9 protein-coding genes are annotated in these 12000 nt (G+C 74.3%); 2 read left to right on the forward strand and 7 right to left on the reverse strand.

Going from position 1 to position 12000, the window contains the following annotated elements; genetic code table 11:
* Positions 1-33 precede the first annotated feature (33 nt).
* The 4 genes from AB0A97_RS19890 to AB0A97_RS19905 form a co-directional block, all read right to left on the reverse strand.
* Complete coding sequence (locus AB0A97_RS19890) at positions 34-1416, reverse strand: FAD-dependent oxidoreductase (RefSeq protein ID WP_361151414.1); 1383 nt, start codon at positions 1414-1416, stop codon at positions 34-36.
* 158 nt (positions 1417-1574) lie between these two features.
* Positions 1575-3005 carry an aldehyde dehydrogenase family protein gene (locus AB0A97_RS19895; protein ID WP_361151416.1) on the reverse strand — a complete coding sequence of 477 codons (1431 nt, stop codon included), beginning with the start codon at positions 3003-3005 and terminating at the stop codon, positions 1575-1577.
* Positions 3006-3259: 254 nt separating this feature from the next.
* Positions 3260-4486 carry a thiolase family protein gene (locus tag AB0A97_RS19900; RefSeq protein ID WP_361151419.1) on the reverse strand — a complete coding sequence of 409 codons (1227 nt, stop codon included), beginning with the start codon at positions 4484-4486 and terminating at the stop codon, positions 3260-3262.
* An 86-nt stretch (positions 4487-4572) separates the two neighbouring features.
* On the reverse strand, positions 4573-5598 hold the full coding sequence (locus AB0A97_RS19905; protein ID WP_361151422.1) for a DUF4349 domain-containing protein: 1026 nt from the start codon (positions 5596-5598) through the stop codon (positions 4573-4575).
* Positions 5599-5726: 128 nt separating this feature from the next.
* On the opposite strand from AB0A97_RS19905, the gene hemG reads away from it, so the two are divergent.
* Complete coding sequence (gene hemG / locus AB0A97_RS19910; protein ID WP_361151425.1) at positions 5727-7193, forward strand: protoporphyrinogen oxidase; 1467 nt, start codon at positions 5727-5729, stop codon at positions 7191-7193.
* A gap of 11 nt (positions 7194-7204) precedes the next feature.
* Positions 7205-7951, forward strand: a complete 747-nt coding sequence (gene hemQ / locus AB0A97_RS19915) for a hydrogen peroxide-dependent heme synthase (protein ID WP_361151428.1) — start codon at positions 7205-7207, stop codon at positions 7949-7951.
* A gap of 82 nt (positions 7952-8033) precedes the next feature.
* On the opposite strand, the gene AB0A97_RS19920 is transcribed toward hemQ, so the two are convergent.
* The 3 genes from AB0A97_RS19920 to AB0A97_RS19930 form a co-directional block, all read right to left on the reverse strand.
* On the reverse strand, positions 8034-9662 hold the full coding sequence (locus AB0A97_RS19920; RefSeq protein ID WP_361151431.1) for an alpha/beta hydrolase: 1629 nt from the start codon (positions 9660-9662) through the stop codon (positions 8034-8036).
* Positions 9663-9843: 181 nt separating this feature from the next.
* A complete protein-coding gene (locus AB0A97_RS19925; RefSeq protein ID WP_361151433.1) occupies positions 9844-11151 on the reverse strand; it encodes a DUF1996 domain-containing protein in 1308 nt (435 codons plus the stop codon).
* Between the two features lie 24 nt (positions 11152-11175).
* Complete coding sequence (locus AB0A97_RS19930) at positions 11176-11976, reverse strand: DUF4142 domain-containing protein (RefSeq protein ID WP_361151435.1); 801 nt, start codon at positions 11974-11976, stop codon at positions 11176-11178.
* Between the last annotated feature and the right edge of the window lie 24 nt (positions 11977-12000).

Consider the following 12000-nt stretch of genomic DNA (forward strand, 5'->3'; position numbering starts at 1 on the left):
GGGCGGGCCGCCGGTGGGCGGCCCGCCGTACCGTCAGCCGCCCGCCTCGCGGACCGCGGCGGCCGCCTTGCGCGCGGCGACCAGGACCGGGTCCCACACGGGGGAGAACGGCGGCGCGTAGCCGAGGTCGAGCGCGGTCATCTCCTCGACCGTCAGCCGTGCCGTGAGCGCCACCGCCGCCACGTCCACGCGCTTGCCCGCGCCCTCCCGGCCGACGATCTGGACGCCGAGGAGGCGCCCGGTACGCCGTTCGGCCATCATCTTCACGCGCATCGGGCGGGCGTTCGGGTAGTAGCCGGCGCGGCTGGTCGAGTCGATGGTGACGGTCACGTACTGCAGGCCGACCGACTTGGCCTGCTCCTCCAGCAGCCCGGTGCGGGCGATCTCCAGGTCGCAGACCTTGGAGACGGCGGTACCGACGACGCCGGGGAAGGTCGCGTAGTCACCGGCCACGTTCGAGCCGATGATCTGGCCGTGCTTGTTGGCGTGGGTGCCCAGCGCGATGTGCCGGGTCCGGCCGAGGACCAGGTCCAGCACCTCCACGCAGTCCCCGCCGGCCCACAGGTTGTCGTGGCCGCGCACCCGCATCGACAGGTCGGTGAGCAGCCCGCCCGTGTCGCCGAGCGGCAGCCCGGCCTGCTCGGCCAGGGTGGTCTCGGGCCGTACGCCCAGGCCCAGCACGACCACGTCGGCCGGGAACTCGCCGTCGTCCTCGGTGGTCACCGCGCAGGCCCGCCCGGAGCCGTCGGTGCGGACGCCGGTGACGGCCGCGCCGCGCACCGTCTCGATGCCCAGCCCGCACATCGCCTCGTGGACCAGTTCGCCCATGTCGGGGTCGAGGGTGGACATCGGCTGGGCGCCGCGGTCCAGGACGGTGACGTCGTAGCCGCGGGTGACCAGCGCCTCGGCCATCTCGACGCCGATGTAGCCCGCGCCGACGACGACCGCCTTGGCGCCCTCGGTGGCCTGGAGGGTGTCCAGCAGCGCCTGCCCGTCGTCCAGGGTCTGCACACCGTGCACGCCGGGCGCGTCGATGCCCGGCAGGGGCGGGCGCAGCGGCCGCGCGCCGGTGGCGATCACCAGCTTGTCGTAGCCGGTCCAGGTCTCGGTGCCGCCCCCGTCCAGGTCGCGGGTGCGGACCCGGCCGCGGTCCAGGTCCAGTTCGGTGACCTCGGTCCGCATCCGCAGGTCGATGTCGCGTTCGCGGTGCTTCTCCGGCGTCCGGGCGATCAGGCCGTCCGGGCCGTCGACCGTCCCGCCGACCCAGTACGGGATGCCGCAGGCGGAGTACGAGGCGAAGTGGCCCCGTTCGAACGCGACGATCTCCAGTTCGCCGGGCTTCTTCAGCCGCCGGGCCTGGGACGCGGCGGACATGCCCGTCGCGTCGCCGCCGATGACCACCAGCCGTTCCGCCATCGCGGAGGCTCCCTTCGTCGTGTGCCGGTACCTGTCCGTACCGGTTGCCCGTGTCGGCCGTTCCTACGACCTGCGGTCCCTACGACCGGCGGTCCGTACGGCCGTGCGCCCGCCCGTCGTCCGGACGGCCGATCCGCCCGTACGGCGCAGATTACGGGTCAGAACGGGTACCCGGCCGGGGCGGCGCGGACCGTGGTCCAGCGGGTCTCGGTGAAGGCGTCGAGGTTGGCCGTGCCGCCGAAGTGGGCGCCGGTGCCGGAGTCGGCGAAGCCGCCCATCGGCGCGACCGGCTCGTCGTTGACCGTCTGGTCGTTGATGTGCAGCAGGCCGGTCGGTATGCGGTCGGCCAGCTCCAGGGCGCGCGCGGTGTCGCGGGTGACGACGCCGAGCGCCAGCCCGTACCGCGTGTCGTTCGCCAGGGCCACGGCCTCGTCGGCGGTGTGGAACTTGCGTACGGGCGCGACCGGCCCGAAGACCTCCTCGGCGTAGGCGGGCGCGCGGTCGTCCACGTCGGCCAGGACGGTGGGCCGGTAGAACAGGTCGCGGTGGGTGCCGCCGGCCGCGAGCCGGGCGCCCGCCGCCGTGCTCGCCTCGACCAGGCCGTGCACCCGGTCCCGCTGTCCACCGTCGATGAGCGGCCCGAGCTGGACCTTTTCGCGGTACGGGTCGCCGACGGCGAGCGCGTCGGCCGTGGCCGCCAGCCGCTCGACGTACGCGTCGTACAGGGAGGCGTGCACGAGGTGGCGGCCCGAGGACATGCAGATCTGGCCCTGGTGGAAGAAGGAGGCCCAGGCGGCGGCGGACATCGCGGCGTCCAGGTCCGCGTCCTCCAGGACCAGGAAGGCGCTGTTGCCGCCCAGCTCCAGGTGGGCCCGCTTGAGGTGCCGGGCGGCGAGCGCGCCGACGCTGCGGCCCGCCTGCGTGGAGCCGGTGAAGGAGATCACCCGGACGTGCCGGTCGCCGACCAGGGCCTGCCCGGCCTCGCTGCCGCCCGGCAGCACGTGCAGCAGCCCTTCGGGCAGTCCGGCCGCCGCGAAGACCGCCGCCACGGCGTGGCCGCCGCACACCGCGGTGCGCGGGTCGGGCTTGAGGACGACCGCGTTGCCGAGGGCCAGGGCCGGGGCGACGGAGCGCATCGCGAGCACGAGCGGGACGTTGAACGGCGCGATGACGCCGACGACACCGGCCGGCACCCGGGTCGTGTACGAGTGGCGGGGCGCGGCGGAGGGCAGCACCTGGCCCAGGGGGTGGTGGGCGAGCGCGGCGGCCTCGTAGCACTCCTCGGCGGCGGTCCGTATCTCGAACCCGGCCTTGCCGGGGACGCTGCCGGCCTCCCGGACGATCCATTCGGACAGTTCCGCGGCGTGCTGGGTGATCAGGTCCCCGGCCCGGCGCAGCACCGCGGCGCGCTCCGTGTACGGCGTACGGGCCCAGGCGCGCTGGGCGGCCGCGGCCTCGGCGGCGGCGCTCGCCACGTCGGCGGGGGCGGCGAGGGGGAAGGCGGCCAGGGCCTCGCCGGTCGCCGGTTCGACCGCGGTGGTCGTGCCGCCGTGCAGCGGGGGCAGGTGTTCCAGGTCGAGCAGGGGCATCGCGCGCGGCCTCCGGTCGGAACGGTTGAGGAATGAACCAGTTCGGTTCATCCTCCCGCATCGGTGATAGCGGGGGCGGCGGGGCCGCGCCGTCCACGTCCGGGCCGCGCCGTCCATGTCCGGGCCGTCTCGTCCATACCCGGGCCGTGCCGCCCGGTCCCGCTGCCCGCGGCCGGCCCGATGTACGCGGTGCGAGTCCGGCCGGGCCCGGCCCGCGGCCGGCCCGAACCCCGCGTTCCCTGACTCGCGTCCCCTTACTCGCGTTCCAGTACGAGCGCCAGGCCCTGCCCCACGCCGATGCACAGCGCCGCCAGGCCCGTACCGGAGCCGCGCGCGGCGAGCTGGTGGGCGACCGCGCCGGCCAGCCGGGCACCGGACGCGCCCAGCGGGTGCCCGATGGCGAGGGCGCCGCCGCGCGGGTTGACCACGTCCGGGTCGAGTCCGGGCCACTGGGCGAGGCAGCCCAGTGCCTGGGCCGCGAACGCCTCGTTCAGCTCGAAGGCGGCCAGGTCGGTGATGTCGCGCCCCGCCTTGTCCAGGGCCCGCCGTACGGCCTCCACCGGGCCCAGCCCGAACAGCTCCGGCTCGATGCCGGTCACCGCGCTCGCGCCGATGCGGGCGAGCGGCTCCCGGCCGGTGGCCCGCAGCCCTTCCTCGTCGACGAGGAGGAGGGCCGCGGCGCCGTCGTTGAGCGGGGAGGCGTTGCCCGCCGTGACCGTGCCGCCCTCCTTGCGGAAGGCCGGGCGGAGCTTGGCCAGCGCTTCCACGGAAGTCGAGGCGCGGATCGATTCGTCCTGCGCCAGGTCCACGTCCGGCAGCGGTACGACTTCGGCGTCGTAGGCGCCCTCCTCCCAGGCGCGCGCTGCCTTGCGATGGCTGTCGAGCGCGAAGGCGTCCTGCTGCTCGCGTCCGATGCCGTACTTGTCGGCGATCAGCTCGGCGCCCTCGCCCAGCGAGACCGTCCACTCGGGCGCCATCCGCGGATTGACCATCCGCCAGCCCAGCGTCGAGGAGAACATCTCCTGGTGACCGGCGGGAAAGGCCCGTTCGGGCTTCTGGAAGACGTACGGCGCGCGGCTCATCGACTCCACGCCGCCCGCGAGCACGATGTGCGCGTCTCCCAGGGCGATGGAGCGGGCGGCCTGGATGACGGCCTCCAGGCCGGAGCCGCACAGGCGGTTGACCGTCACGCCGGGTACGGAGGTGGGGAGCCCGGACAGCAGCACGGCCATCCGCGCCACGTTGCGGTTGTCCTCGCCCGCCCCGTTGGCGTCGCCGAACACGACGTCGTCGATGCGGGCCGGGTCGAGGTCCGGGGTGCGCTCCACGAGGGCCTTGACGACGTGGGCGGCGAGGTCGTCGGGGCGGGTGCCCGCGAGGGCGCCGCCGTACTTGCCGACCGGGGTCCGTACGGCGTCGACGATGTAGACGTCCCGGGCGCCCCACGCGCCTCGTGTGTCCCGTGCACCCTGCTCGGTCATCCGGCCCTGTCCTCGCTGTCCGCCCGAAGCTGTCCGCCCGAAGATCGGCGCTGTCGTCCCGAGTCTTTGCCCGCCGCCCGCGGCTGTCAACGGTCCCCCGGTCCGTCACCCTCCCGTGCGGTCTCCGCGGAACTCTCCCGTGCGGTTCCCGTGGAGTCCTCCCGCGCGGCAACCTTCGGCGACCGCGTACGCCGCGACAGCCGCCCCCGCACCACCCGTCCCCGCAGCACCCGCCACAGCACGTACACCAGTGCCCCCGCCGCGAGGAACGGCAGCGACGCGCCGACCGCCACCAGAAGCCGCCGCACCCCCGCCGTGAAGGCGTCCCAGCCGCCGCTGAGCGCGTCCCCGAAGGAGGTCCCCTCGTCGTCCGCCGCCGCGTCCGGTTCGTGCAGCACCAGCGACACCGTCGCCATGCCGGTCTGCTCCTGGAGCGACTTCAGGCGTGCCTGGAGGGATTCCAGTTCCGACTGGCGGCGGCTGAGTTCGGACTCCAGCGTGACGATGTCGCCGATCGAGGTGGCCTTGTCCATCAGCGCCCGCACCCGTGCCACGCTGGCCTGCTGCGTTTTGATGCGGCTGCCGGTGTCCACCACCTGATCGGTGACGTCCTTCGCCGAGACCTGGCGCTTCTTGAGGGTGCCCAGCCGGGAGAGCCGGTCCAGCAGCCCGTCGTACGCCTCGGGCGGTACCCGCAGCTCCACCCGGGAGCGTTCCCGCCCTTCGCCGTCCCGGTCGGTGGACTCGTCCCCGACGTAGCCGCCGACACCCCTGGCCGCCGTACGGGCCTTGGCCAACGCTTCCGGTACGTCCTCGGCCTCGACGGTCAGCGACGCCGTACGGATGATCTGCGCCGTCGCGACCGGCGCGGGCTTCCCGGTGCCGCTGCCCGTACCGGCCTTCCCGCCGGCCGACTCCGCGGCGCCCGGCGCCTTGGGCCCGACCATGCCCTGCTCGCCCCGCGCGGCCCCGGTGTCCCTCCGCTCCGCGCTCGCCTGCCCGGTCTTGTCCTGCTGCCCGGCCGCCCCGCATCCGGCGACTCCGAGGGACGCCACGAGCAGCGCTGCCGCGGCCGCCCGCCGTGTCCCGTACGACCTGACCGCTGTGCCCATGTCCCGTACCCCCGAAGTGGTGTGCCGCTGTTGCCACTTCGACGTGGCGGGGGAGCCGCGGGTTGCCGTCCGTGCGTCGCGATGCGGTCACGGTCCGGACGCCGGACGCACTCTGAGAGAGTGGGGGCATGAGCACAGCGCACACCAGTACGGGCCGCACGTCCGGAAGTCATGTCGTCGTCATCGGTGGGGGCATCTCGGGGCTGGCAGCGGCCCACCGACTGCTGGACGGCGGGGCCCGGGTGACCGTGCTGGAAGCGTCCGGCCGGCTCGGCGGCAAGCTGCGCGCCGGAGAGATCGCGGGGGTACCGGTCGACCTCGGCGCCGAGTCGATGCTGGCCAGGCGTCCGGAGGCGGTGGACCTGGCACGCGCCGTGGGCCTCGGCGACCGCCTGCAGCCGCCCACGACCGCCACCGCCGCCCTGTGGACGCGCGGCGCGCTGCGGCCGATGCCCAAGGGGCACGTGATGGGCGTACCGGGCGACCTGGACCTGCTGGCGGCCTCCGGGGTGATCTCCCCCGAGGGCATGGCCCGGATCGCCGAGGACGAGGCGCTGGAGCGCACGGAGGTCGGCGCGGACGTGGCGGTCGGCGAGTACGTCGCCGCCCGGCTGGGCCGCGAGGTCGTCGACCGGCTCGTCGAACCGCTGCTCGGCGGTGTGTACGCGGGCGACGCGTACCGCATCTCGATGCGCGCCGCCGTCCCCCAGCTCTTCGAGGCCGCCCGCGCCGAGCGCTCGCTGATCGAGGGCGTACGGGGCATCCAGGCGCGGACGGCGGCGCGCGCCGCCGGATCCGACCAGGTGCCGGCACCGGTCTTCATGGGCATCGACGGCGGTGTGGGCACGCTGCCGGGCGCCGTCGCCGACGCGGTACGGGCCGCCGGCGGCGAGATCCGTACGCACGCCCCGGTACGGGAGCTGCGGCGCACCGCCGAGGGCTGGCGCGTCGTCCTGGACGGCGGCGCAGGACCGGCGGCGCTGGACGCGGACGCCGTGGTCCTGGCGGCACCGGCGCCCGCCGCCGCCCGGCTGCTGGCCGCCGAGGCACCGGCCGCCGCCACCGAGCTGTCCGCCGTCGAGTACGCCTCCATGGCCCTGGTGACCATGGCCTTCCGCCGCGCGGACGTCGAGGCGGCGCTGACCGGCAGCGGCTTCCTCGCGCCGCCGGTCGACGGCCGCACGATCAAGGCGTCCACCTTCGCCGGCAACAAGTGGGGCTGGATCGCCGACGGCGACCCGGACCTGTTCGTGCTGCGCACCTCCGTCGGGCGGTACGGCGACGAGGCCGACCTGGCGCGGGACGACGCCGACCTGGTGGAGCTGTCGCTGCGCGACCTCGGCGAGGCCGTCGGGCTGGCCGCCCGGCCCGTCGCGCAGCGGGTCACCCGCTGGGACGGCGGGCTGCCGCAGTACCCCGTCGGCCACCTGGAGCGCGTCGCCCGTGTCCGGGCCGAGACCGGCAAGCTGCCCGGACTGCGGGTGTGCGGCGCGCTCTACGACGGCGTCGGCATTCCGGCCTGCATCGCCTCCGCGCGCACGGCCGCGGACGACATCTTGGACACCCTGCCGCGAGCCGCCACGACGGGCGAGTGAGAATGGGACCCATGACTGACGCTTCCGCCCCCGCCAACCCCACCGGGGCCGCTCCCGAGAAGACCCCGAACGCCGGCAAGAAGGCGAAGGACCTGAACGAGGTCATCCGCTACACGCTCTGGTCGGTGTTCAAGCTGCGCGACGCGCTGCCCGAGGACCGCACCGGGTACGCCGACGAGGTCGAGACGCTGTTCGCGCAGCTCGCCGCCAAGGACGTCGTCGTGCGCGGCACGTACGACGTGTCCGGCCTGCGGGCCGACGCCGACGTGATGATCTGGTGGCACTCGGAGAGCTCCGACGCGCTCCAGGAGGCGTACAACCTCTTCCGCCGCACCAAGCTGGGGCGCGCGCTGGAGCCGGTCTGGTCGAACATGGCGCTGCACCGCCCGGCCGAGTTCAACAAGTCGCACATCCCGGCCTTCCTGGCCGACGAGGTCGCCCGCGACTACGTGAGCGTCTACCCGTTCGTGCGCTCCTACGACTGGTACCTCCTCCCCGACGAGGACCGCCGCCGGATGCTCGCCGACCACGGCAAGATGGCCCGCGGCTTCCCGGACGTGCGCGCCAACACCGTGCCGTCCTTCTCGCTCGGCGACTACGAGTGGATCCTCGCCTTCGAGGCCGACGAGCTGTACCGCATCGTCGACCTCATGCGTCACCTGCGCGGCTCCGAGGCGCGGATGCACGTCCGCGAGGAGGTGCCGTTCTACACCGGGCGCCGCAAGGCGGTCGCCGAGCTGGTCGCCGGGCTGGCCTGAGACGGCGCGACGGGCCGGGTGCGGCACCCGCACCCTGCCCGTCGCCTGTTGAGCGGCCCGTCGTGCCGCTTGGCCCGCCGCGCTACGTGCGCTTCTTGGCGGGCATGACCGGCTTGGGTTCCGCGCGCGGCCCGCAGAAGGTGTCCCGGGCCGGGGTCCGCCCGGTCAGCAGGTACCGCTCCACATGCCGGTTGGCGCAGGCGTTCGTCCCGAACGAGACACCGTGCGTCCCGGCGCCGCGCTCGGTCACCAGCGACGCGCCGGGCAGCCGGCGCCGCAGCTCGACCGCGCCGGAGTGCGGCGTCGCGCCGTCCCGCTCGGCGGCCAGCAGCAGCACCGGCGGCAGCGCGCCCGGCGCGGTCCGTACGTCGACCGGGCGGTGCGGCGCGCCCGCCTGCGGCAGGGCCACGTCGGTCACGTCCTCCGCGTACCGGGTGGGGTCCTGGACGGCGCCCCTCGGCGAGTGGCGGGGCCAGAAGGCGCACGGCAGGTTCATCCAGGCGTTGTCCCACGTCTCGAAGGGCGCGACGCGCGCGCTGGCGGTGTTGTCCCGGTCCCAGACCCGCAGGTCACGCGGCCACAGTCCGTCGTTGCACTCCACGGCCGTGTAGACAGCGTTGCCGTTCTCGTCCGCTTTTTCACCGCCCGGCAGCGGCGTGGCCTGCTTGAGCAGCAGCTTGGGGTCGCCCTTGACGTACGCGGCGAGGGCCGCGGCGCGCACCGGCCAGTACGCGTCGTTGTAACCCGTCTTGAGGAAGGCCGCCTGCAACTGCGCCGACCCCACCTTGCCGCCCAGGGGCCGGCGGTGCAGCCGCTCCCGCACGGTGTCGTACGCACGCAGCACCGCCTGTGGAGTCGTACCCAGGCGGTACACCTTGTGGTGCTTGGCCACCCAGCGGCCCCAGTCCTGCCAGCGGCGCTCGAAACCGATGTTCTGGTCGAGGTTGTTGCGGTACCAGACCTGCCGGGGGTCGGGGTTGACGACGCTGTCGAAGACCATCCGGCGGACGTGGCCGGGGAAGAGCGTCGCGTACACCGCCCCGAAGTAGGTGCCGTAGGAGGCGCCCATGTACGTGAGCTTCTTCTCGCCGAGCCCGGCGCGCAGCATGTCCAGGTCACGGGCGTTGTTGGCGGACGTGTAGTGGCGCAGCGCGGGCCCCGCGTGGCGTGCGCAGCCCTGCGCGTACGCCTTCGCCTCGGCGGCCTTCTTGCGCTTGAACGCCTCGGAGGGGTGCCGCGGGCTCTCGCTCGGGATCTTGGCGAACTTGGCCGGGTCCTGGCAGGACAGCGGCGCCGAGCGCCCGACACCGCGCGGCGCGTAGCCGACGAAGTCGTACGCCCGCGCCGTCCTGCGCCAGCGGTCCACCTTCGCGTACAGCGGGAAGTTCATGCTGGACGCGCCGGGGCCGCCCGGATTGAAGACGAGCGCGCCCTGGCGCTCCTTGGCGGAGCCGGTGGCGCGGGCCCGGCTCACGGTGAGGGTGATCTTCTTGTCCCTGGGGCGGGCGTAGTCCAGCGGGACGGTGAGCCGGCCGCACTCCACACCGGCCGGCAGGTGCTCCTCGGGGGCGCAGCGGCCGAAGGCGATGCGGGGCGGTGCGGGCGCCGGGGCCTCGGCGGTGGCGGACCGGGTGGTCCCGTCCGCGGGGACGGCGACGAGGGCGGACAGGACCAGCGACCCGAGGGTGCCGTACAGCGCTACTGCTTTCACAAGCCGTCCCTTCGTATGGAGGCGCCCGGTGGGCATACAAAAGGGATGGTTGGGGCGTGGGTTGGGCTTGTAAAGCACCGCGCTCCGGTGTCGGGAGCTATGCCCCCAACGAGTGGAGCGCGGTGCGGACGTCACGGCCGTTCGGCTCGTACAGCCATGCGTGGACCCGGCCCCGTGTTCCTCACTGGCAGCGGCGGCCGGAGTTGATGCACTGCACCGCGCGCGCCATCAGGTCGCGCGGCATGAAGTTGGCGAAGTCGGCGTGGTCGGTCACCGGCTTGCGAAGCTGTTCGGGGAAGCTGTCGAGGGCGAAGGCGCGCGGTCGGGGCTGCACGGCGTAGGTCAGCCGCATCTGGAGCTGCGGCACGGCCTTCGTGCCGGTGGGGCAGCGGCCCGAGGTCCGGTCGGGGAAGACGAGGTGCGTGCGGTGGTCGGCGCTGTCCTGGTTCGTCCCGTCCCAGCAGCTCGGGAAGTCCAGCAGCCGTACGGCCTGGCTGCCGCCGGGGCACAACGGGTACTTGTCGGTCAGGCGCCGGTTCTCGAAGCCGGTGCAGGTCCACTGCGCCCGGGCGTTGGCGGTGCCGTTGGTGAACGCCTTGGCGTCGCCCGTGATGGCGCGCAGGCCCTCCGGCATGGCGGTGACCTGGCCCGCGGGACTGCCCCGGAAGGTGAGCGAGACGGAGCGGGGGGTGAGCACCTGGCCCACGTTTCCGTCCGCCGGGTCCTGTCCGTTGCCGCTGCTCGGGCCGTCCCGGCCGCTCAGGCGGCGCAGTACGGGCCAGAAGTACGTCGACTTGTCGCCGCGGGCGCAGGTGGTGCCGGCCGCGCGCAGCGAGTCGTCGGTGGAGAAGGCGTCCGTGGAGCGGTTGCCGACGTAGTCGTGGAGGTGGTGGGCGCCGTTGGCGACACCGGGAGTGACGATGAAGTTGTCGGGGTTCCGGTGTCCGTTCTCGTTGCGGCCGCAGTTGCTGGTGAAGGTGCCGGTGGAGGCGTCGCGTCCGCCGCGCGGGGGCGGCGGGCCGGGCCGTACGGAGCGGATGTCGGCGAAGTCACCGGCTGCCGGGACGCTTTGACCGGTGCCGGAGGAACCGCCGGGGCTTGTCGTGGCGCTGGTTCCGGTGGGTCCCGCGGGCCCGTCGGGGGCGTCGGCGGGGGAGTTCGACGGCCCGGCGGAACCGGTGCCGGAGGCGGTCGCGGAGGCGTTGTCAGTGGGCTGTGTCACGCTGGGTGACGTTGGGGTGGACGACGATTCGACGGGTGGGGGCCCGGACGGGGGAGTGGTGTGGTGAGCCGAGGCATTGCCGGTCACGGAGACGAAGGTGCCGGCCGAACCGAGCAGGGCGAGCAGGGCGATCAGCACGAGGTGCTTGGTGCCGAGCCGCCGCCGGTGCCGCGGGGGCCGGGGGGCGGGCGGCGACGGCCGCGGTGGCGGCGAAGGGCGGGGCGGCCGCGGCGGCTCGGGGGTTCCGGAGTGCCGGTGGTCGGGCATGGGAGATCACTTCTTCCCGTTCTCTCAGGGGTGTTGACGCCGGTCGCCGGAGGGTCCGGCGGGAGCCGGGGCCCTGGTGGCACCGCCGGTGGCGGTGGCGGGTGGCGTCGCGGGTGGAGGCAGCGAATACGTCGGTGACGGTGTGACGGGCGTCGGCGACGAGGCGGGCACCGCGTCGAGGGAAGGCGGCGGGGCCGAGGGGCTCGGTGGCGGCGAAGCGGTGGCCGCGTCCTCGGCGATCGCGTCGAAGTCGACGAATCCGGTGCGCTCCAGCATGGAGATGTGGTCCAGGACCGTCCGGTTGGCGTCGTCGGCCAGCGCGCGGACGAGCGCGTTGCGGGTGGTCGCGCGGACCTGCGCGACGACGGTGAAGACCTTGCCGTGCGCCAGCCGCAGGATGTTCGCGAACTTGCGGTCGTACGCGGCCCCGCGCGCGCTGCTCAGCTCCCTCAGCCACTGCCGCTGCTGGGCGTTGGGCCGGTCGGGCAGCCCGAGACCGAGCTGCGCGGCCACCTCGCGTACGTGCCGGTCGAGCGAGGCGTGGCCGTCGACGAGATGGTCACCCGCCTCCCGTACGGCCGGCACGGTCCCGCGCTGCTGGGCCTGCTGGCCCGCGGGCAGCTCCCACAGGCCCGCCAGCCGTACGCGGTTGACGAAGTCCCGGTCCAGCGCCGACAGCGGGCCGAACGAGGTGGCGACGGTCTGGGTGTTGACGTCCCCGCCCGCGCCCGGCCGGTCGGCGAACGACCAGATCGGAAAGAGCAGCGCGGCGAGGGTCGCGGCGAGCGCGGCGACGACGAGACCGGTGCCGGTTACGGATCGCATGGTGCCTCCTGGTGCGGCACCGCA

This window comes from Streptomyces sp. NPDC045470 (assembly GCF_040646595.1).
In the GTDB taxonomy this organism is placed as follows: domain Bacteria; phylum Actinomycetota; class Actinomycetes; order Streptomycetales; family Streptomycetaceae; genus Streptomyces.

Excerpts from the sequence above, each read along its gene's own strand:
- AB0A97_RS19890 (WP_361151414.1), bottom strand. The coding sequence starts at position 1,416 with ATGGCGGAACGGCTGGTGGTCATCGGCGGCGACGCGACGGGCATGTCC.
- AB0A97_RS19895 (WP_361151416.1), bottom strand. The coding sequence starts at position 3,005 with ATGCCCCTGCTCGACCTGGAACACCTGCCCCCGCTGCACGGCGGCACG.
- AB0A97_RS19900 (WP_361151419.1), bottom strand. The coding sequence starts at position 4,486 with ATGACCGAGCAGGGTGCACGGGACACACGAGGCGCGTGGGGCGCCCGG.
- AB0A97_RS19905 (WP_361151422.1), bottom strand. The coding sequence starts at position 5,598 with ATGGGCACAGCGGTCAGGTCGTACGGGACACGGCGGGCGGCCGCGGCA.
- hemG (WP_361151425.1), top strand. The coding sequence starts at position 5,727 with ATGAGCACAGCGCACACCAGTACGGGCCGCACGTCCGGAAGTCATGTC.
- hemQ (WP_361151428.1), top strand. The coding sequence starts at position 7,205 with ATGACTGACGCTTCCGCCCCCGCCAACCCCACCGGGGCCGCTCCCGAG.
- AB0A97_RS19925 (WP_361151433.1), bottom strand. The coding sequence starts at position 11,151 with ATGCCCGACCACCGGCACTCCGGAACCCCCGAGCCGCCGCGGCCGCCC.
- AB0A97_RS19930 (WP_361151435.1), bottom strand. The coding sequence starts at position 11,976 with ATGCGATCCGTAACCGGCACCGGTCTCGTCGTCGCCGCGCTCGCCGCG.